Origin of the sequence: Sphingobacterium sp. UBA1897 (assembly GCF_002337775.1) — a bacterium.
GTDB lineage: Bacteria > Bacteroidota > Bacteroidia > Sphingobacteriales > Sphingobacteriaceae > Sphingobacterium > Sphingobacterium siyangense.
On the sequence record NZ_DDGR01000018.1, the window covers coordinates 179,457 to 199,268 of the forward strand.

Sequence of the window (19,812 nt, forward strand, 5' to 3'; positions counted from 1 at the left end):
GGTAAACGCCATTTTTTATAGAAACAATTGGATCTGTGGTATCTTTCTGTGGTTTTGTACGACCATGTACTTGTCTTTATATACAATTTACGCTTATAAACCTTGGGTTTTATAGCGTGTTCGCTTTTTTCTTGTTAAGCCTCTATCGATAAATAGATGATAGTGAGTCTAAATCTTACTTATTTTTGTATTAAGGTGGCCTATTGTGCTTATTTTATGATAATGTGCTGACCGTTCAGTATTTACAGCAGATGCTATTGCAACGGCTTTTGTTATAGCAGGACTTATTGTGGTATTGGTTGGGGTATTATATCTTTTCAATGATCCAAATAGGAGGCTGGAAAAAAAGAAAGGGTAGTACTACAAAACAGAAAAAGCTTCCAAATTTTGGAAGCTTTTTTAGAGCGAAAGACGAGATTCGAACTCGCGACCCCAACCTTGGCAAGGTTGTGCTCTACCAACTGAGCTACTTTCGCGTTGATGCTACAAAAGTAAGGCATTTATTCGTATTCTGCAAGAGAAAAAACAAAAAATGTTAACTTAAATTGATCGCATCAACACAATTAATACCGTCTATAGCCGCTGAAATGATGCCTCCGGCATAACCTGCACCCTCACCACAAGGGTAAAGTCCTTTGACCTGAGGGTGTTGTAAATCTTCTTTATTTCTAGGAATCCGAATAGGTGAAGATGTCCGTGATTCTACACCAACTAAAATGGCTTCATTGGTATAATACCCCTTCATCTTTTTGCCAAAGATTGGCAGTGCACCGCGTAATGCTTCATGAACAAAAGCAGGTAGCACTTCGGTGAGATCTGCAGAGGCTGTTCCGGGCTTGTAGGAGTTTTCTGGCAGATCCATCGATACACGCCCTTCGACAAAGTCGACCATACGTTGTGCGGGAGCAACGAGTTTACCGCCACCTACGGCAAAAGCCTTTCGCTCGATCTCTTTCTGAAAATTAAGTAATGCAAAAGGATCCTTATGTGCATTGGCAACGTCCTCAAGGTTAATCTGAATAACGGTACCTGAATTGGCGTGCGGATTATTTCGTTTGGATGGGGACCATCCGTTGACAACGATTTCATCTAAATCTGTTGCACAGGGAGCGATAACGCCACCTGGGCACATGCAGAATGAAAATACCCCACGGTCATTAACCTGCTCAACCAAACTATAATATGCAGGGGGTAAATGCTCGCTTCTAACCTGACAATGGTATTGCGCCTGATCAATGATTGACTGCGGATGTTCGATGCGCACACCCAATGCAAAGGCTTTGGCTTCGATCAGCCAGTTATTACGGTGAAAAAGCTCAAAAATGTCCCGTGCAGAGTGTCCTGTTGCTACGATGACGTGATCGGCCTTAATTTCTTCGCCACTGGCTAACTTGACACCTCGCACATGACCGAAAGATTCTAAAATGTCGTCGACACGTTGATCAAAATGAAATTCGCCGCCAAATTCAATAACACTCTCACGCATTGCTTCAATAATATGCGGTAGTTTATTTGTGCCAATATGTGGCCGTGCATTGACTAGAATATCTGTCGTAGCACCATGGGAGACAAAAAGATTGAGCACTTTGTCTACATCACCTCTTTTATTGGAACGTGTATATAGTTTCCCATCGGAGTAAGTTCCGGCCCCACCTTCACCAAAACAGTAGTTTGATTCGGGATTTACGATGCCTTCCCGGTTCAGCTTTGCGAGATCGCGCCTACGGTCTTGGACCTTTTTACCGCGTTCGATGACAATTGGTTTGAGCCCACGCTCAATGCAGCGGATGGCCGCAAATATGCCGGCAGGGCCTGCGCCAATAATAATCACGGGTTTTCCGTCTTTAACGGATTTGAAATTATTCGAATAGATCTCAGGAACAGGCAGTTCATCGATATAGTAGATAACCCTTGCCCGGTAGACCACCTGCTTGCTTCGGGCATCAATTGAACGTTTCCGGATTTTATAACCTTTGATTTGCTGGGGTTGAACGCGTAAAGCTTTTATGCCCTGCTGTATAATGTACTGTTCGTCCTCGATCCTTTCTGGAAGTATCGCAATTTCGATTTCTTTTTGCATAGTATGGGGGCTGGGTTTTTATCCCAAAACCGAGACAAAGTTAATGAATATTGGCTATTTGGAGATTTGGAAATAAAAATATTCTTATCTTAGTAAGAGCTTGGTATATGCTTTGATAGTGTAACCGTATAATTTGAATAGTATTTAATTCTTTGAACAATGAAAATTAAAAGATTTTTGGTCGCCCTATGTGGTTTATTTGCATTAGTATCATTAAACTCCTGTGGCTACAATACGATGGTCTCACAAGATGAGAATGTTAAAGGAAAATGGGCACAAGTTGAAAATGCGTATCAACGTCGTGCGGATCTAGTTCCAAATTTGGTTAATACGGTAAAAGGAGCGGCAAAGCACGAAGAAAGTACATTGACAGCCGTTGTAGAGGCAAGAGCTAAAGCAACTTCGGTAACGATTAATGCCGATGATTTGTCTGAGGAGAATATTGCCAAGTTTCAAAAAGTTCAGGATGAATTCAGCGGTTCGTTGAGTCGTCTTTTAGCGTCGGTTGAAGCTTATCCTGATTTGAAGGCAAATCAGAACTTTTTGGAATTACAAGCACAGTTGGAAGGTACTGAAAATCGTATTTCAACAGAACGTAGATCTTACAATGAAGCGGTACAGCAATACAATACCACCGTACGTAGCTTCCCGAATAATTTAATGGCGGGTATGTTCGGATTTAAGGCGAAAGGTACATTTACTGCAGCCCCAGGTTCGGATAAAGCGCCAACGGTATCATTCTAATAATAAATTGTTAGTAATGAACAGGACGATGGATGATGCGGCTTTCGTAGAAGCACATCATCCATTTTTTTATCGTGTTTTAACTAGTTTTAGGTACTTTGAATCTGGAATAACCGTCTGGTAATCTGGTTTTGAAGTGTAAGCGTATACAGACTATGGCATTAAATTCTGAAGAACAAGAGAAGATCGTTCACGCCATTAATGTGGCTGAAAACGAGACTTCTGGTGAGATTCGTGTAGTGGTAGAAAATCATTGCCCCGACGAGGTACATGATCGTGCAACACATTATTTTTCCAAATTGGGCATGCATAAGACCACGTTGAAAAACGGTGTTCTTATCTATATCGCGCTTGAGGATCATAAATTTTCCATTATTGGCGATAAGGGAATCCACCAACGTGTAGAAAGTGATTTTTGGAACAGTACCAAAGATCTTATGGTGGCGGAGTTTCGGGTGGATCGCATTGTTGAGGGCTTGGTCAAAGGGATCGAGCATGCGGGTAAACAATTGGCAAAATTCTTTCCGCGTGAACACGATGACATCAATGAGCTTCCAAATGATATTGTTTTTGGAGACCGTTAATTGTTAAGTGACCAGCAAGAACCCCGAGCTGCTATCGCCTGTCTCGCAAATAGATTGATAAAAATTGTGATAAACCCGACTTCGGGATTCACGGAACGCCATTAGGAGCATCAAGATTGCTTAAGGCAAATAAAAATGAATAAAAGAGAATAATAGGATGAAATTTGTATCGAGATTATTTTCTCGGATTCGAATCCCTGCTATGGCTATGTTGCTTTGTCTGCTGTCGATAGCCACAGTATTGGGTCAAGATTTCCCAGAAACATCAAACAGACTTGTCAATGATTATACAAACACATTGACAGCAAGTCAGAAGCAATTATTGGAGCAGAAGCTATTGGCATTTGAGGATTCCGCATCTACGCAAATTGCTGTGGTTATGATGAATTCAACCGGCGGCTATGACATTTCTGATTATGCAGTCCGTTTAGCGAAAAAATGGGGTATTGGGAATAAAAAGTATAATAATGGTATTCTGTTGTTGGTAGCCCTGGGAGATCGTGCGGTAACTATTCAAACAGGTTATGGTATAGAGGGGGCTGTCCCCGATGCCATTGCATATCGTATTATTGAAAATGATATCAAACCGGCTTTTCGTCAGGGGGATTACTACAAAGGAGTCGACGATGCGACCAGTTCCTTAATTTCCTACACAAAAGGCGAATACAAAGCTGATCCAAAACAACCGAAAGGAAAGGGGTCAGGTTCGGTGATGTTTGTCATTATTATTGTGATATTCTTGATTGTTATTTTCTCCAATCGCGGCGGCCGCGGTGGCGGTGGTGGCGGTCGTGTGATGAATGGACGTGGCGCTTCTGATATCTTTTGGTGGACATTGCTGAATGGTCTTGGCGGCGGTGGCGGCCGAGGTGGTGGCGGTGGCTTCGGCGGCGGTTCAGGTGGCGGTTTTGGCGGTTTCGGTGGCGGTGATTTTGGCGGTGGCGGTGCTTCAGGACGTTGGTAACATCTTTGCTAAATAATGTTAAATAGAACGACAGTGAAACGGAAATGTTTTACATTTATGGGAAGTATATAATTATGAAAAAGGGAATATTAATGGGTTTAAGCTTTTTACCAGCCTTGTTAATGGCACAAGAAAGCTATACGGTTACAGGAAAGGTAAACACGACGTCAGACAAAGCGAAAGTGTTTATGCAATATGCTGCCAATGGAACTCGCCAGACAGATTCAGCAACGGTTGTAAAAGGTGAGTTTAAGTTCAACGGACAGGTGGCTTCGCCAACGAAGGGTATGATGATCTATTCACCGGAAGGCTTATCTTTTGCTGAACTTAGAAATAGTCAAAAGCAGCCTGAAACAGCACAGCTATATCTTTCTAAAGGAGTTATCAAAGTCGATGCAACCAAAGGGTTCAAAGATGCAACCGTCTCGGGTACAGCGCTCAATGATGATCTGACGCAGTACAAGGCTTTTGTGAAACCTCATACAGATGCGTTCGAGGCGTTGAATCAACAATATTATGCGGCTTCGGAGACTCAAAAACAGGATCCTAAATTCATCGAAGGTTTGCAAAAACAGGCTGGTGAGATTTCCGAAAAAATGGAAAAAGCAGATGCTGAATTTATTAACAAAAACCCAAAAAGCTGGTACACGTTGGATTTGTTGTCTGAGAATGTCAGCGGTGAGAACGTCAATGAATATGTGACTTCTTTTGAGAAATTGTCTCCTGAATTGAAAAATTCTGAAAAAGGTAAGGAATTGGCTGAGCGTATCCAGAAATTGAAAGCAGTTGCTGTTGGTTCGGTAGCGCCTGATTTCACATTGCCAGACACAACAGGAAAGAATATTTCCCTATCTTCTTTAAGAGGTAAATATGTTTTATTGGATTTTTGGGCAAGCTGGTGTGGTCCTTGTCGCCACGAAAATCCGAATGTCGTTGCGGCTTTCAATAAATTCAAAGACAAAGGATTTACCGTGTTTGGTGTTTCTTTAGACAATCCGGGTAAAAAAGATGCTTGGGTGAAAGCTATTCATGATGATAATTTACAACAATGGCCACACGTTTCGGACCTACAGGGTTGGAAATCGGCTCCGGTCAAGTTGTACGAAGTACGTGGTATTCCGCAAAACTTCTTAATCGATCCTTCAGGTAAAATTGTAGCATCAAATTTAAGAGGTGAGGCTTTGGAGGCTAAGTTAGCTGAATTGCTAAAATAAATCGGTATATAACTGCCATTAGGCATTTGAATAACCCCTAATTGTTATACTCAGGTGAGCTGGGTCTACAATTAGGGGTTTCTATTTAATAATAGCTGTCCTGATCAAACTGCGCTTTCATCGTTACTGCGCTAGCGGCTGTGATAACGTGGAGGGAATTCACTAACTTCGCCTGCTGCTATAGCGAATGATCACTTGGAACTACTATATCCTCGTGTACAATCCAACTAGGGGATGATGAATCCTGAGTTTTAAACAAGTTGAGCAATGGGATTTCTAAAGCAATTGTGGCAATAAAAATTATATAGATGAAGAAAACAGTAATTTTTGGCATATTCTTGGGGACGGTGCTTGCTTCCTGCAGTGGCGATCAGGGTAAGGGGATTCCCGTTGTCAACCTAGAGGCATTGCATGCCATTCCTTTGGATCATGCTATTGATCAATTGGCTAAAGACACGACTTTTATCGATGTCACGCTGCCGCCTAATGCCAGAATCGATCAGTTATCGCAACAGGAGCTGGGCCAACTAAAAGCTGCTGCATATCGTTTTTATCAGCATGTTACACTGGAAAATAATCAATACCGTGTTGATCTCAAAGATCCTAAGGTATTGCACTTATCGGAACAGGTTGTGAAGGCCTACGAACAGGCGATCAGCAACACGAATCATTTTGCTGACTCGATGGCGAAAGCAGGCCAAGCCATTCAGTTACCTCCGGTATCTGAAGAGTACCTCAATAATTTGCTTAAATAACAACTGTGCCGGATATGGTACTATTTTGGCTTTAGGTAACATGATAGTTTAGGTGTCAGGCCTTTGCCTAAAGGGTTTGGACAATCTAGCAACGAAAGGCATAAAAAAAGAGTATACATCACATGTATACTCTTTTTCTATTGTTAGTTAAGAATAACTTATATCACTTACAAAGAAAGGATTTCAATGATACGAAGTAGGTCTTCATTCATTTTTACGTTATGCTTGATGGCACTCTTAAAAGGAGTGAATCTTACTTCACTGCAAATTAGACCGGCCATTTCACCCCTGCGACCTTGTAGTAAAGCCTCTACGGATGCCACTCCAAGTCTGCTGGCTAACACGCGATCCATGCATGTTGGGCTTCCGCCGCGTTGGATATGTCCTAAAATTGATAATCTAACATCGTAATGCGGAAAATTTTCCTTGATTTTTTCCGAAACAACCATGCCGCCTTCTTTGTCACCTTCAGCAACAATAATAATGCGGGATGATTTATTTTTACGGGATTTGTCAAGTCTTTTCATGATCGCATCATAGTCTACCTCGAACTCAGGAACCAGAACTGCTTCGGCACCGGTACTGATACCAGAGCGAACGGCGATAAGTCCAGAGTCGCGGCCCATCACTTCAATCACAAAAAGTCTATCATGAGACTCGGCGGTGTCGCGAATTTTGTCTACGGCTTGGATAACTGTATTAATGGCTGTATCATAACCAATCGTAAAGTCTGTGCCGGCCAAATCGTTATCAATTGTGCCCGGAAGACCGATGATCGGAAAATCGAATTCTTCTATAAACTTGGACGCACCGGTAAATGTACCGTCTCCACCGATGACAACCATGGCATCAATACCGTGGCTGCGTAAATTTTCATAAGCCTGTTTACGTCCTTCAATAGTTTTGAAGGCCTCGCTACGGGCTGTTTTTAGGATAGTACCACCACGTTGTATGATATTGGCTACAGATTTAGCATCCATGGGGATAATCTCACCATTAACTAGACCATCATAACCTCTGCGTACGCCAAATACTTCAAGATTATTGTAGATACCCGCTCTAACAACAGCACGGATACCAGCATTCATTCCTGGAGCATCTCCTCCAGATGTCAAAACAGCAATTTTTTTAATGTTACTCATACGTACTCAAACTTAGCTATTTTTAAGCGTATATACAATTATATTTCCGTTATTAGAAGTTGCCGATAACGCTATTAAGAACAAGCAATAGCTTTTTTAAGTGCAATTCATCTAAGCGTGAGCTAAAGATAATGCAAATTTAATAATTGCTTTTTCTCATGTATCATTCCAGACGGATATCTCCAGCGTATACAGACTATTTTTTTGCCTTAAAGGCATCAATTCCGCTCTGTAAAAATGCAGTATATTCCGCGACATTATAGTTTGCGCCCGTTTTTGGAACTAAAACTGTTCCTGATGCATCGACGATGACATAGAGTGGTTGCGAATTACTGTCGAAAGCTGATGCTTGGAAATCACTGTTTTTATTACCTATGGTTTTGATTTTTTTGCCACTATATTTTGAAACGAATTGTTCGTTTGCCGGTAATTCTGTTTTATCATCGACAAACAATTCGGCCATAATAAATTCTTCCTTCAGTAGTTTGGCAACCGCGGGATCAGTCCAGACATTTGCCTCCATTTTTCGACAATTGACACAGTTCCAGCCTGTAAAATCAATTAATACCGGTTTATTCTGTTCTTTTGAAGCTGCGAGAGCCTCTTCATAATCATAATAAGGATCAAATCCTTTTGGTGTACCACGTTCGTGAAAAATCTCCGCGTATTTTTTAACCTTACCATCATTGTGTGAAGGAGCGGCTGCTATTCCTGCCGACAGGTCAAAGTCCTGTGTTGCCGAAGGTGGCAAGAAGGCTGAAATCGATTTTAGGGGAGCTCCCCACAGTCCCGGTACCATATAGATAACGAAGGAAAATACAATGATAGCGAGAATAGTTCTCGGTACAGAGAGGAATTTTAATTCGCTGTCATGTGAAAACTTGATCTTTCCAATAAGATATAAGCCCATCATACTAAAAATGGCAATCCATAGCGATAAGAACACTTCTCGATCCAGCCAATTCCAATGGTAAGCCAAATCTACATTTGATAAGAATTTCAGCGCTAGTGCGAGCTCTAAGAAGCCAAGTACAACCTTCACCGAATTTAGCCAACCGCCAGATTTTGGTAGGGATTTTAACATCGAAGGGAACATCGCAAATAAGCCAAAAGGAATTGCAAGTGCTATAGAAAAACCGAGCATCCCGACTGCTGGACCTAAGCGTTCTCCTTTTGAGGCCGCTTCGACCAATAAGGTGCCAATAATGGGGCCAGTACAGGAAAAAGATACCAGTGAAAGGCTGAATGCCATAAAGAAAAGCCCTACAAGACCGCCTTTGTCGGATTTGGCATCCATTTTATTGACGAAAGAACTTGGTAACGTGATTTCAAAAGCACCAAAAAAGGACGCGGCAAAAACAACCAATAAGAGGAAGAATAGGAAATTAAATACCCCATTTGTCGATAAAGCATTCAAAGCATCCGAACCAAACGAAATGGTAATAATCATTCCTAAAGCGACATAGATCACAATGATGAAGAGACCATATAGAAGTGCCTTGCTGATACCGCTTGCGCGGCTTCCGGCCTGTTTTGTAAAATAGCTTACGGTAAGTGGGAGCATTGGGAATATACAAGGCATGAGCAGCGCTGCGAAGCCGCCAACTAATCCAGCAATAAAGATACTCCAAAGTGATTTTTTCCCTGATTCTTGATTCCCTGAGGAAGCGTTTGCCTTAGTTGGAACTATTTTACTGCTATCTTGACTAACCATCGTGTCAGGTGAAGCTGTAAAATTTAGATCCTCGGGTACCGCTTCAACAGCAGTAGCTGTATCCGGTGATGATTCAAATTGAAGCCCTTCTGTACTTGTTAAACTATCTTGTGCTGAGGCAAAAGTTGCTGTAGTTAAAGAAAGGCTGAAAAAAGCAATTAAAAGTAGAATGAATGTGTTTTTTAACATGCGTATGAATTTCTGATGTTATGGTCAAAAATAAAAAAAGGCGATGAGAATCGCCTTATTAATTTATCCGTGTAGAATCATTTTTACTATTTGATTGTCACAGCAAAAGCATATTCGTCTGGAGGAAGACATTGTGATGCATCACATGCTTGCCATTCGACAGTACCTTTAACGGTGGCAGTTCCTTTGTTTAAAGTTACTTTTTGTTGGAAAATTACCTCGTTTGTAAAATAACCAACATCCATCTTAAATACATCCTCATGTTTTACTTTTGGTTTCGGCTCTGCAGTTTTACCGACCAGTGCATAATCAGCAGCTTTGGCGAAGGTGAAAGAAGTTGGAATTGGCCCGCCATCTTTCACATTTTGTGAATAAATGTGCCATCCATTTTGAATTGTCGCTTTTACATAAACTACAGCTTCTTTATTATTTAACTTTTTGCTGGCCACAGTCCATTTTACAGGTTTGTGAATCTGAGCGAATGCTCCCGTAACTGCAAAAATTACTGCAGTCATTAACAGTATTAACTTTTTCATCCGAATTTAATTTGTTCTTTTCCTTTTCTGCTGCAATGATTGCAGTGTGTTATTGTTCTTTGATGCTTTGTGTGAATAAAGGTTTAATCACGCTATTGACAAATTTAGAACAAAGGTTTGACAATTCTAAAATGGGCTATCCTTTTTTTGTAAAGATTAGGTAATAAGATGTGTAATTTCTTTGATATCAAATTCGTGAAGGGTGTCTTCCAGGAGAACGCATAGTTTCCCATCGTCAGATACCCGTTGAATGATACCGGTTTTCTTGATACCATCGATAAGAAATGGTCTTTCTTCACCTTTCCAAAACAATAGGGCGTTATAGCGGCTTAACTGATATTGGACCCCTTCCTTATAAAGGGTCAGGTACTCCTGTTGGATCACTTGGAACAACTCCTGAGCCAGGGCTTTGATGTTGTAATCCTGTCGATCGGTCAGGCAGGCGAGCGAGGTTATTGTTGTTGCTGTGTCAAAATTAATTTGATTAATATTTACACCGATGCCGATAATAGCGCTGTCGATTTTACTGCCTTTTAATTTATTTTCTATTAAAATGCCTGTGATTTTCTTTGAATTGACGTAAATATCATTGGGCCATTTTACGGTAACAGGCTGCTCGGTTTTGCTTTTCAGCCAATTGACGGTTGCAACGGCAATAGTAGCTGAAAGTGCAAATTGTTGTGCTATTGGTAGGAAATGAGGCTTTAAGAGGATCGATGTCGTTAAGTTTTTCCCGGGTTCACTGACCCAGGAGCTTCCGCGCTGCCCCTTACCCTGAAATTGTTCTTCTGCTAAAATGGCAGTTCCTTCTGCTAGTGGCTTGAAATTTGACAATAATTCCCTGAGATAATCGTTTGTAGAGGCGACTTTGTCAAGATATATTGTATTTTGACCGATGATAAGTCCCGAAATATTGTTATTTTGCAAACTGAAAGTATTAAATAAATATTAAGTCAAAACTATCACATTTTTTAATGAGTAAAAATAAAAGTTCAGAATTGTCCCAACGTCTATCAGAAATTATCGTTTACGGTATGCAAGAAAAGAAAGCAAACGAGATTGTTCGCTTGGATTTAAGAGATCTTCACAGTTCTGTTTCCGATTATTTTGTGATTTGTCATGCAGATTCTAACATTCAGGTGAATGCGATAGCAAAGAGTGTCGAAGAAGAAGTCTATAAGGCATTTGGTCAAGAACCCCAATATAAAGAAGGACAATCAAATGGAGAATGGTTGATTTTGGATTTTGTGGATGTGGTTGTACATATCTTTAAGACCGAAAAAAGAGCGCATTATGGTATCGAGGATTTATGGGGAGATGCAGAAGTACAGCATTTCCAAAGCGCCTAATTGCCATCAATAAAATAATTTATAAAGAAAATATAATTACGATATAATGAAAAAAATCCCGAGTAGTAAGGTGACCCCAAAACCACCAAAATTCAATTTTGTGTGGCTTATGATTGCCGTGTTGTTAGGTTTTTTTGCCTTACAATATGTTATAGGAGAGAACCCGGCTAAGGAAGTTAGCTATAGCGATTTTGAGACACGCATGTTAAATACGGGCTCTGTTGAGCGCCTTGTCGCCTACAAGAAGAATGATCTTGTCGAGGTTGAGGTGTATCTGAAAAAGGGCTGGAAAGATAATCCAAGTTTTAAGGATGCTACAAAAACTGCTGATCCACTTCCAAGTTTATCCGGTCAAGAAGATAAGGGACCACAATATATTTTTAAGGATGCCTCTCCCGATGTTTTGGAGAAAAAGCTAGCTGCTTCGCAAGCAGATTTGGCGCCTGGTACACCGAAGGTCCAATTAACTTATGACGATCGTTCTAATCCATGGGCAAGTTGGTTTATCACGTTTATGTTGCCATTGTTGGTCTTGGCCGCAATCTGGATTTTCTTGATGCGTCGTATGGGCGGCGGTGCTGGCGGCGGCGGCGGTGCAATCTTTAATATTGGTAAATCAAAGGCTCAGCTGTTTGATAAAGAATCGCAGATCAATATCACATTTAATGATGTTGCCGGTCTTGAGGAGGCAAAACAGGAAGTTATGGAGATTGTGGATTTCTTAAAAAATCCACGTAAGTATACCAATCTAGGGGGTAAAATTCCGAAGGGAGCTTTGCTTGTAGGGCCTCCGGGAACAGGTAAGACTTTATTGGCTAAAGCTGTAGCCGGAGAGGCCCAAGTGCCATTTTTCTCACTTTCCGGATCTGACTTTGTCGAAATGTTTGTGGGGGTAGGTGCATCGCGTGTTCGTGACTTGTTTAAGCAAGCGAAAGAGAAAGCTCCATGTATTATTTTTATCGATGAGATTGACGCTATTGGTCGTGCTCGTGGTAAAAACTCGATGATGGGAGGTAATGACGAACGTGAAAATACATTGAATCAATTATTGGTGGAGATGGATGGTTTTGGTACTGATTCGGGCGTTATTATTTTAGCGGCTACTAACCGTATTGATGTGCTGGATACAGCGTTGTTGCGTCCGGGACGTTTTGATCGTCAAATTTCTATTGATAAACCGGATTTAATTGGCCGTGAGCAAATTTTTAAAGTACATCTAAAGCCGTTGAAGTTATCAGCTGAGGTCGATGCAAAGAAATTATCGGCGCAGACACCAGGCTTTGCAGGAGCTGAGATTGCCAACGTTTGTAACGAAGCAGCTCTTATCGCTGCCCGTAAAAATAAACCAGAGATTGATATGCAAGATTTTCAAGATGCCGTTGATCGTGTGATCGGCGGTCTCGAGAAGAAGAATAAAATCATCTCTCCGGAAGAAAAACGTATTGTTGCTTATCATGAGGCGGGGCACGCTATTGCAGGCTGGTTTTTAGAGCATGCCGATCCTTTGGTGAAAGTATCTATTGTACCTCGTGGTGTTGCCGCTTTGGGTTATGCACAGTATCTTCCCCGTGAGCAGTTCTTATATACGACAGAGCAACTGATAGACAGTTTATGTATGACTATGGGTGGTCGTGTCGCTGAGGATATTACTTTTGGAAGAATCTCAACAGGTGCTCAAAATGACTTAGAGCGTATCACGCAACTTTCTTATGCGATGATTGCAATCTATGGTATGAATGATAAAGTTGGAAATGTTTCTTTCCGAGACAGTTCTGAGGCATCTTTCCAAAAACCATATTCTGACAAAACGGCAGAGTTGATTGATGCAGAGGTTCGCAACTTAATTAGTGATGTCTATGCACGTACGAAACAGTTATTGCTGGACAAGCGTGAAGGTTTGATTAAAATAGCCGAAAAGCTATTGGAAAAAGAAATACTTTTTCAGTCGGACTTGGAAGAGATATTAGGTAAACGCCCATTTGAAACTAAGACTACTTACGAGGAGTTTGTGAATGGTGCTGATGGTGGCGGAGTTCCGCAGACAGATCTACCGTTGGATGTTCACCCGGACGAAGCGCGATCTAGCGAAGGGCAGAGCTCAGAAACACCGTCAAATAATTTGAATTAATTTGAATGCTGCAGCGCTAGAGTCATCTAGCGCTGCATTTATATATATATGCGCCATGAACGTGAAGAACGCAACAGCGAAGGAGGTAATGTTAAAACGGGTACGTCAGGCATTACTACAGAAAAACGATAATCCACATCCAAATTTTAAGGAAACACCACTTTATAAAGAAGAGGATGAGTTGGTGGATATTGTTTTTGTTCGCGAATTGACTGCTGCGGGAGGCAAGTTTCTGTATTGTGATGGCGAGATCGGTTTGATTGAAAATTTGATTTCATTGACTGAGGAGAATAATATTAAAAATATATACGCTTGGGAACAAGGTGTTCAAAATCTACTCAGTCCATATGGTTTTCCTTTTTTGAAAACAGCGGAAGATTTTGAATTTGCAAATGCAAGTATTACATCATGTGAAGCATTAGTTGCACGCAATGGCAGTGTGATGGTGAGTAATGCAAATGCTTCAGGACGCAGATTGAGTATATATCCCCCAATTCACATTGTTATTGCTAAAGCTTCGCAATTGGTTTGGGATCTAAAGGATGCTTTAGCCTATATGCAGAAGCGTTACGGTCAGGAAATCCCGACAATGATTTCGACAATTACCGGCCCCTCAAGAACGGCTGATATAGAGAAAAGATTGGTTTTGGGAGCACATGGACCAAAAGAGCTTTACGTTTTACTTTTAGAGGATCGATTCTAAGAACTACTATGCTATTATTTTATCTAACAGAAATGCCTGTTGCGAGTATTATTTTCATTTTTACACTCGCTACCAGTATCTATACATTTTCACATGAGCAACTTTACGGCAAACTGATGTTACACCCGTATAGTATCGCACGTAATCGAAAAGTATATACGATTCTTACCAGTGGTTTTGTACATAAGGATTGGGGGCATTTGCTGTTCAATATGCTTACCTTCTACTATTTTGCTTTTGGTTTAGAGCGTATACTTGCAGAAGCAAGTCCATACGGACATATTTTATTTGCGGTGATCTATATCGGTAGTTTAATCCTGAGTGATATTCCAACGATCATTCAGCAGAAAAATAATCCGGGTTACTATAGTTTAGGTGCTTCAGGTGCAATTTGTGCGGTCTTGTTCAGCTACATTCTTTTCGATCCGAAGAGTACCATTGGTGTGATGATGATTATACCGATGCCGGCTTACCTGTTTGCGTTTTTGTTTTTAGGTTACTGTGTGTGGGCGTCAAAAAAAGCACAAGATGGTATAAATCACGATGCTCATTTCTTTGGTGCATTGTCGGGTGTGATCTTGACGATTATCTGTTTTCCTTGGGTTATTAAGCATTGTCTGGCTCAGTTCTAAAATTTTCCGCCCCAGGTTTCCCGGTCTAAATTTCTGTACTGGATTGCTTCGGCTAGATGATGGTTTTCGATCATTTTACTCTGTTCCATATCAGCGATTGTGCGAGCAACTTTGAGTATTCTATCGTATGCTCTCGCTGATAAGCTGAGGCGTTCAATAGCTGTTTTAAGTAACTTCCTTCCGGTCTCATCAACCTGACATATTTCTCGGGTCAATTGTGTACTCATTTGCGCATTACAATGAACGTCTGGAAAAGAGTCAAACCGTTCTTTCTGAATTTCTCGTGTCTGAATGACCCGGCTTCGCACAGTACGGCTGTCCTCGGCTTTACGTGTTGTGCTCAGTTGATCAAATAGTACAGGCGTCACCTCAATATGCAGATCGATGCGGTCTAAAAGAGGTCCCGATATTTTACTTAAATACCGTTGTACGGTGTTGCTGCCACATATGCATTCCTTTTCGGGATGATTGAAATAGCCACAGGGACAGGGGTTCATGGCCGCTACCAGCATGAAACTCGCCGGATAATCCACCGTAAGTTTTGCCCTTGATATGGTAATCTGTCGCGATTCGAGAGGCTGCCGCATGACCTCGAGTACACTCCGTTTGAATTCCGGTAATTCATCCAAAAACAATACGCCATGATGTGCTAGTGAAATCTCACCAGGCAGCGGATTGGAGCCTCCACCTACCATGGCTACGTCGGATATGGTATGATGCGGAGAACGAAACGGCCGTGTAGTCAAGAGAGACTCCTTGGTCTTCAGGTTTCCAGATACAGAGTGTATTTTGGTGGTTTCTAATGATTCAGTCATGTTGAGGGGTGGAAGTATCGTCGGTAATCTTTTGGCCAACATAGTTTTTCCTGCGCCGGGGGGACCTATTAAAATAAGATTATGACCACCTGCTGCGGCAATTTCCAGTGCCCTTTTAATATTCTCCTGTCCTTGAACATCCGAGAAATCGACATCGTAATTTGCTGTATCGGTATGAAAGAAAGTTTGAATATCAACTTTTGTTGGTTCAATTTTCAGCTTATGATTTAGGAAATCGACAACTTGGTTGAGATTCTCTACTCCGATAACATCGACTCCCCTGACAATAGCGGCCTCCTTGGCGTTCTCTTGTGGTAAAATAAGCCCTTTAAAGCCTTCTTTCAGGGCCTGTAAGGTAATGGGTAAAATACCGCGGATGGGCTTAATGCTTCCGTCTAATGATAGTTCTCCTAAAATGAGATAATCTGCCAGAAGCTCATTTGTTATTTGCCCGGAGGAGGCCAATATGCCGATTGCGATTGATAGGTCGTAACTGGAACCTTCTTTGCGAAGGTCTGCAGGTGCCAAGTTGACAACAATCTTTTGACGTGGCATGTGAAGTTGACAGGAAGTAATGGCACTTTCGACACGTCTTAAGCTTTCTTTCACAGCATTGTCAGGCAATCCTACGATATAATAATGTAGGCCTGTAGATACGATTACCTCAACGGTAATTGTGCAGGCATTGATTCCATAGACAGCACTGCAATAGGTTTTATTTAGCATAATTTTTATAATGGGTTGATTTAAAGATACTAAAAAACTGAACGGGTTAATAATTGTTTGGTGAATTATTGAAAGTCAATCGAAGTTTATCAAAAAATGATTATATTGGAAGATATAGTTTCTTGTAAATAATGGATTAAATGCCGCGTTTGGCAAACGATTTGCTCTGTTAATTGTATTATTAACGAGGACTAGATTCATCGTAATAGAATTAGAACTTTAAAACGAAAAAGAAATGAATGACACAAGTAAAGTAGCTTTGGCGTTGTTAGCGGGTCTTGCTGCAGGTGCAGCTTTGGGAGTTTTATTTGCTCCGGACAAAGGGTCGGATACGAGAGATAAAATCAATGATTCATTAAGCGATTTGAGTGATGCTATTCGTGAGAGAGCGGAAGAACAATTCGATCAATTGAATGATTTTAAAGAGAAAATTGTTTCTACATTAAAAGGAAAATTAAATCAGACCGAAGAAGTGCTAGATGATGATATCATCGAACATGCATAGTTCGCAAATTATTCGTATGAATAATTGGTGTAGAATACATATCATCAGGCTATTTCTAGGATAGATTTTTACGATAACACCTTTCTTTTAGGATAGAGGATTGAAGTTGCCGGCGTTGAGCCGAAACAGGATTCGTTTTAGAACTAGACATTGAAATAGCCTGAATAATTTTAAGATGCATGGAAGAAGAAAAATTTTCACTTAGCGGTACTTTTCAAAAAACCAAAGAGTACATTGACTCCCAGTTTAAGCTTGTCAAATTAAAGACAATTGAGCGTTCTTCTCGATTGATCGCTAGCCTTGTAGTTGATGCGACAAAGCTGATATTCACGTTATTTGTCCTGTTTTTTTTATGCCTGGCACTGGGTTTTTGGCTCGGAGAATTACTGGGGAGTTATTCCTTGGGCTTTTTGGCGACAGCGGGTATTTTCTTGGTGATTATTATCTTAATACGGGTTTTTGAGCCGATGTTAGAGTCCAAATTTATGGATCTTTCTATCCGCCGTTTTTTGGCTAAATGGAACGATGAGATTGAGGAGGAGGAAGAAGATCTACATAAGGAAAAACTTGATAGAGAAAGGGCTACAAATGAACAATAAACATACTAAAATACGTAACCTACAAGAGCTTAAGGCTGAGATTTCCCGTTTGAAAGCCCTTAAAAATGAGCAAGAAGTCTATCTTAAGACTCAATTTACCTTGCTCAACAATAAAATAGAGGCTCCAATTCGCTTTTTCAATACATTAAAAGACAACATCCCAGGGGTAAATATTGTCCAGCAGCTGTTCTCTAAAAGTAGCAATCCAGATTCCGATTGGCTAACGAAGACCTTACGTATCGGCGTGCCTTTTGTTATGAATAGGTTGTTCCTAAAAAATACCGGTGTTTTTAAGAAAGCGTTGATGTTGCTGTTGTCAGAGCGTGCTGTCGGCCAGATCAATCAAGATAAAATCAGTGGCCTCCTTAGCAAGTTAACACAGTTTATTCGTCCCAAAAAGAAGAAAAATAAAGCTGCCCAAGCTGAAAATGCGGTTATCAAGGATGAGGTTAACGAGTACGGAATTCCTTCCTATAGCGAAACCTACTAATGCGATCGCATTGGATTTATTCGGAAGCGTTTGCTTCTTTTTCCAAAAAATCCGCATAAGCTAGTTGAATGCCTTCCCGGAGGTTAACTTGATGTTTCCAACCCAGTGCGTGCAGTTTCGAGACATCCATGAGTTTTCGTGGTGTTCCATCTGGTTTGGAACTGTCGAAGGAAATAGTGCCCTTGTAGCCAATAACGTCTTTAATCAATTCGGCAAGGTCCTTAATGCTTAGATCTTCGCCAATGCCAATGTTGACAAATTGTTTCTCATCATAATTATTCATTAAAAAGACGCAGGCATCTGCCAGGTCATCGGAAAAGAGAAATTCCCGTAAAGGGGTTCCTGTTCCCCAGATAATAACTTCAGGGAGCTGATTGATCTTAGCTTCATGAAATCTTCTGATCAAGGCCGGTAAAACATGTGAGTTTTGCGGATGGTAATTGTCGTTAATTCCATAAAGATTCGTTGGCATAACGGAGATATAATTGCATCCATACTGATCCCGAAAAGCTTCTGCCATTTTTATTCCGGCGATTTTAGCAATAGCGTAGGGCTCATTTGTAGGTTCCAGTGTGCCCGTAAGTAGCATATCTTCGTTCAAAGGCTGTGGTGCCATTTTTGGATAAATGCAGCTTGAACCTAAGAACATTAATTTTTTAACCTTATTATCGTAGGAAGATTTGATGACGTTGTTCTGTATAGCCATATTCTCGTAGATAAAATCTGCGCGATAGGTATTGTTCGCCATGATCCCTCCAACTTTGGCTGCGGCTAGGAAAACATAGTCAGGTTTTTCCTGATCGAAAAAATCAGCGACCGCTTGCTGGTTGCGCAAATCTAATTCGGAAGATGTGCGTGTGACAATATTGTTGTAGCCAAGCTCCGATAATTTGCGATGAATTGCCGATCCGACCATGCCGCGATGGCCTGCTATGTAAATTTTAGCGTCTTTCTCCACGATAAGTTATTGATTCCTGCAAACTTAGATAAATTGCTTTTTATATGCAATATAATTCGCCCTTAAGAGGGTGATTTATTCATTCATGTGTGTGCTATCGGACTTCGGACTGTTCCGTAATTGGCGGTATTGGTGCTGTCCTTCAGATTTATTTTTTTTAGCGGGAATATAAGGTTATTTTTGCGGGATATTTATTAAAAAATGGGAAAGGACAAACTACGTAAATTTGCTGAAGTTGCTACTTTTGAAAATGTAATCCAACTCGACGCAGGCAAAGAATATAAAGGAAAATGGGCTGAAAAGCAATTTGGTAACAATAATCCAGTTGTTTTGGAGCTTGCTTGTGGTAAAGGTGAGTATACTGTTAATCTAGCGAGATTGTTTCCGGAGAAAAATTTCATCGGTATCGATTTTAAAGGTAATCGTATTTGGCGTGGAGCCAAGACAGCTTTGGAAGATGGAATTCGGAATGTTGCTTTTCTTCGGATACAAATTGAGACTATCCTTGAACATTTTGCTGAAAATGAAATTGATGAAATCTGGATTACCTTTCCGGATCCGCAACCGCAAGATAGTCGTGAAAAGAAACGATTGACAGGGCCAAAGTTTTTAGATCGTTATAAAATCATTATGAAACCCGAGGGGATGATGAATTTGAAAACAGATAACGATGGTTTCTATGCTTACACACTGGAGCAAATTGAGATACAGCATTTGAAAAAATATAAAGAAACGACGGATCTTTACCATTCAGACTTGGTGGATAACGTTTTATCCATTAAAACATACTACGAGCGGAAGTATTTGGCACATGACAAGAACATTAACTATGTGAAGTGGAGTTTCGAAAAACGATAACGAATAGGTTTATTTCATAATAGAAAGTCTAAACGAAAGTTTAGACTTTTTTTTGTTTTTAGTAATTGCATTATTTTTGCTGTATTTTATTGGATTTCAATTGATTTAAGAGTCTTTTTTGGAGAGG

Annotated in this window: 20 protein-coding genes and 1 tRNA gene; 13 read left to right on the forward strand and 8 right to left on the reverse strand. The window is 40.7% G+C overall.

The features are described 5' to 3' along the window. Nucleotides 1–403 precede the first annotated feature (403 nt). A tRNA-Gly gene (locus B4N43_RS09070) sits at nucleotides 404–476 on the reverse strand. A gap of 59 nt (nucleotides 477–535) precedes the next feature. Continuing rightward, complete coding sequence (locus B4N43_RS09075) at nucleotides 536–2,080, reverse strand: NAD(P)/FAD-dependent oxidoreductase (RefSeq protein ID WP_286734267.1); 1,545 nt, start codon at nucleotides 2,078–2,080, stop codon at nucleotides 536–538. Nucleotides 2,081–2,245: 165 nt separating this feature from the next. On the opposite strand from B4N43_RS09075, the gene B4N43_RS09080 reads away from it, so the two are divergent. The 5 genes from B4N43_RS09080 to B4N43_RS09100 all read left to right on the forward strand — a co-directional run bounded on the left by B4N43_RS09080 (nucleotide 2,246) and on the right by B4N43_RS09100 (nucleotide 6,341). Continuing rightward, nucleotides 2,246–2,824: a LemA family protein gene (locus tag B4N43_RS09080; protein WP_046673163.1), complete on the forward strand. Its 579-nt coding sequence runs from the start codon at nucleotides 2,246–2,248 to the stop codon at nucleotides 2,822–2,824. A gap of 155 nt (nucleotides 2,825–2,979) precedes the next feature. After that, on the forward strand, nucleotides 2,980–3,408 hold the full coding sequence (locus B4N43_RS09085; RefSeq protein ID WP_075990259.1) for a TPM domain-containing protein: 429 nt from the start codon (nucleotides 2,980–2,982) through the stop codon (nucleotides 3,406–3,408). 202 nt (nucleotides 3,409–3,610) lie between these two features. Then, nucleotides 3,611–4,372, forward strand: coding sequence for a TPM domain-containing protein (locus tag B4N43_RS09090; RefSeq protein ID WP_088163278.1), 762 nt, complete (start codon nucleotides 3,611–3,613; stop codon nucleotides 4,370–4,372). A gap of 74 nt (nucleotides 4,373–4,446) precedes the next feature. Beyond that, nucleotides 4,447–5,586, forward strand: coding sequence for a TlpA disulfide reductase family protein (locus B4N43_RS09095; RefSeq protein WP_145328772.1), 1,140 nt, complete (start codon nucleotides 4,447–4,449; stop codon nucleotides 5,584–5,586). 308 nt (nucleotides 5,587–5,894) lie between these two features. Continuing rightward, a complete protein-coding gene (locus B4N43_RS09100; protein ID WP_145328770.1) occupies nucleotides 5,895–6,341 on the forward strand; it encodes a hypothetical protein in 447 nt (148 codons plus the stop codon). Nucleotides 6,342–6,508: 167 nt separating this feature from the next. On the opposite strand, the gene pfkA is transcribed toward B4N43_RS09100, so the two are convergent. The 4 genes from pfkA to B4N43_RS09120 all read right to left on the reverse strand — a co-directional run bounded on the left by pfkA (nucleotide 6,509) and on the right by B4N43_RS09120 (nucleotide 10,849). Beyond that, nucleotides 6,509–7,483, reverse strand: coding sequence for a 6-phosphofructokinase (gene pfkA, locus B4N43_RS09105; protein WP_075990255.1), 975 nt, complete (start codon nucleotides 7,481–7,483; stop codon nucleotides 6,509–6,511). Nucleotides 7,484–7,679: 196 nt separating this feature from the next. Beyond that, a complete protein-coding gene (locus B4N43_RS09110) occupies nucleotides 7,680–9,386 on the reverse strand; it encodes a protein-disulfide reductase DsbD family protein (protein ID WP_088163275.1) in 1,707 nt (568 codons plus the stop codon). An 86-nt stretch (nucleotides 9,387–9,472) separates the two neighbouring features. Then, the gene (locus tag B4N43_RS09115) at nucleotides 9,473–9,922 is read right to left on the reverse strand and encodes a protein-disulfide reductase DsbD domain-containing protein (protein WP_075990253.1); all 450 of its coding nucleotides are present in this window, start codon (nucleotides 9,920–9,922) and stop codon (nucleotides 9,473–9,475) included. A 156-nt stretch (nucleotides 9,923–10,078) separates the two neighbouring features. Beyond that, nucleotides 10,079–10,849, reverse strand: a complete 771-nt coding sequence (locus B4N43_RS09120) for a biotin--[acetyl-CoA-carboxylase] ligase (protein WP_286734272.1) — start codon at nucleotides 10,847–10,849, stop codon at nucleotides 10,079–10,081. A 47-nt stretch (nucleotides 10,850–10,896) separates the two neighbouring features. Between B4N43_RS09120 and rsfS the strand changes: the two genes are divergently transcribed. From rsfS to B4N43_RS09140, 4 genes are read left to right on the forward strand one after another with little or no spacing between them, the layout of a single operon-like run. Further along, nucleotides 10,897–11,271 carry a ribosome silencing factor gene (gene rsfS, locus B4N43_RS09125; protein ID WP_046673130.1) on the forward strand — a complete coding sequence of 125 codons (375 nt, stop codon included), beginning with the start codon at nucleotides 10,897–10,899 and terminating at the stop codon, nucleotides 11,269–11,271. A 46-nt stretch (nucleotides 11,272–11,317) separates the two neighbouring features. Then, entirely contained in the window at nucleotides 11,318–13,399 is a 2,082-nt protein-coding gene (gene ftsH, locus B4N43_RS09130; RefSeq protein WP_248932710.1) for an ATP-dependent zinc metalloprotease FtsH, read from the forward strand. A 55-nt stretch (nucleotides 13,400–13,454) separates the two neighbouring features. Beyond that, entirely contained in the window at nucleotides 13,455–14,102 is a 648-nt protein-coding gene (locus tag B4N43_RS09135; RefSeq protein ID WP_182982353.1) for a LutC/YkgG family protein, read from the forward strand. Between the two features lie 8 nt (nucleotides 14,103–14,110). Further along, nucleotides 14,111–14,734: a rhomboid family intramembrane serine protease gene (locus B4N43_RS09140; RefSeq protein ID WP_145328760.1), complete on the forward strand. Its 624-nt coding sequence runs from the start codon at nucleotides 14,111–14,113 to the stop codon at nucleotides 14,732–14,734. On the opposite strand, the gene B4N43_RS09145 is transcribed toward B4N43_RS09140, so the two are convergent. Continuing rightward, entirely contained in the window at nucleotides 14,731–16,275 is a 1,545-nt protein-coding gene (locus B4N43_RS09145) for a YifB family Mg chelatase-like AAA ATPase (RefSeq protein WP_145328758.1), read from the reverse strand. The two genes, B4N43_RS09140 and B4N43_RS09145, sit on opposite strands and share 4 nt — an antisense overlap. 235 nt (nucleotides 16,276–16,510) lie before the next feature. On the opposite strand from B4N43_RS09145, the gene B4N43_RS09150 reads away from it, so the two are divergent. The 3 genes from B4N43_RS09150 (at nucleotide 16,511) to B4N43_RS09160 (ending at nucleotide 17,869) form a co-directional block, all read left to right on the forward strand. Continuing rightward, the gene (locus tag B4N43_RS09150; RefSeq protein ID WP_075990249.1) at nucleotides 16,511–16,780 is read left to right on the forward strand and encodes a YtxH domain-containing protein; all 270 of its coding nucleotides are present in this window, start codon (nucleotides 16,511–16,513) and stop codon (nucleotides 16,778–16,780) included. A 179-nt stretch (nucleotides 16,781–16,959) separates the two neighbouring features. After that, nucleotides 16,960–17,379 (forward strand): hypothetical protein, encoded by a 420-nt coding sequence (locus B4N43_RS09155; RefSeq protein WP_088163270.1) that lies wholly within the window; start codon nucleotides 16,960–16,962, stop codon nucleotides 17,377–17,379. Continuing rightward, the gene (locus tag B4N43_RS09160; RefSeq protein ID WP_075990247.1) at nucleotides 17,369–17,869 is read left to right on the forward strand and encodes a hypothetical protein; all 501 of its coding nucleotides are present in this window, start codon (nucleotides 17,369–17,371) and stop codon (nucleotides 17,867–17,869) included. The genes B4N43_RS09155 and B4N43_RS09160 overlap by 11 nt, the downstream gene beginning before the upstream one ends. A 16-nt stretch (nucleotides 17,870–17,885) precedes the next feature. On the opposite strand, the gene fcl is transcribed toward B4N43_RS09160, so the two are convergent. After that, the gene (gene fcl / locus B4N43_RS09165) at nucleotides 17,886–18,827 is read right to left on the reverse strand and encodes a GDP-L-fucose synthase (protein ID WP_088163269.1); all 942 of its coding nucleotides are present in this window, start codon (nucleotides 18,825–18,827) and stop codon (nucleotides 17,886–17,888) included. A 201-nt stretch (nucleotides 18,828–19,028) separates the two neighbouring features. Here fcl and trmB point away from each other — a divergent pair, with 201 nt between their 5' ends. Further along, nucleotides 19,029–19,685 carry a tRNA (guanosine(46)-N7)-methyltransferase TrmB gene (gene trmB / locus B4N43_RS09170; protein ID WP_088163268.1) on the forward strand — a complete coding sequence of 219 codons (657 nt, stop codon included), beginning with the start codon at nucleotides 19,029–19,031 and terminating at the stop codon, nucleotides 19,683–19,685. The last annotated feature ends 127 nt before the right edge of the window (nucleotides 19,686–19,812 follow it).

Coding starts and splice junctions, on each gene's coding strand:
- B4N43_RS09160 (WP_075990247.1), top strand. CDS start 17,369: ATGAACAATAAACATACTAAAATACGTAACCTACAAGAGCTTAAGGCT.
- ftsH (WP_248932710.1), top strand. CDS start 11,318: ATGAAAAAAATCCCGAGTAGTAAGGTGACCCCAAAACCACCAAAATTC.
- B4N43_RS09085 (WP_075990259.1), top strand. CDS start 2,980: ATGGCATTAAATTCTGAAGAACAAGAGAAGATCGTTCACGCCATTAAT.
- B4N43_RS09135 (WP_182982353.1), top strand. CDS start 13,455: ATGAACGTGAAGAACGCAACAGCGAAGGAGGTAATGTTAAAACGGGTA.
- B4N43_RS09090 (WP_088163278.1), top strand. CDS start 3,611: ATGGCTATGTTGCTTTGTCTGCTGTCGATAGCCACAGTATTGGGTCAA.
- B4N43_RS09150 (WP_075990249.1), top strand. CDS start 16,511: ATGAATGACACAAGTAAAGTAGCTTTGGCGTTGTTAGCGGGTCTTGCT.
- rsfS (WP_046673130.1), top strand. CDS start 10,897: ATGAGTAAAAATAAAAGTTCAGAATTGTCCCAACGTCTATCAGAAATT.
- B4N43_RS09145 (WP_145328758.1), bottom strand. CDS start 16,275: ATGCTAAATAAAACCTATTGCAGTGCTGTCTATGGAATCAATGCCTGC.
- B4N43_RS09140 (WP_145328760.1), top strand. CDS start 14,111: ATGCTATTATTTTATCTAACAGAAATGCCTGTTGCGAGTATTATTTTC.
- B4N43_RS09075 (WP_286734267.1), bottom strand. CDS start 2,080: ATGCAAAAAGAAATCGAAATTGCGATACTTCCAGAAAGGATCGAGGAC.
- B4N43_RS09095 (WP_145328772.1), top strand. CDS start 4,447: ATGAAAAAGGGAATATTAATGGGTTTAAGCTTTTTACCAGCCTTGTTA.
- B4N43_RS09100 (WP_145328770.1), top strand. CDS start 5,895: ATGAAGAAAACAGTAATTTTTGGCATATTCTTGGGGACGGTGCTTGCT.
- B4N43_RS09155 (WP_088163270.1), top strand. CDS start 16,960: ATGGAAGAAGAAAAATTTTCACTTAGCGGTACTTTTCAAAAAACCAAA.
- B4N43_RS09110 (WP_088163275.1), bottom strand. CDS start 9,386: ATGTTAAAAAACACATTCATTCTACTTTTAATTGCTTTTTTCAGCCTT.
- B4N43_RS09115 (WP_075990253.1), bottom strand. CDS start 9,922: ATGAAAAAGTTAATACTGTTAATGACTGCAGTAATTTTTGCAGTTACG.
- pfkA (WP_075990255.1), bottom strand. CDS start 7,483: ATGAGTAACATTAAAAAAATTGCTGTTTTGACATCTGGAGGAGATGCT.
- trmB (WP_088163268.1), top strand. CDS start 19,029: ATGGGAAAGGACAAACTACGTAAATTTGCTGAAGTTGCTACTTTTGAA.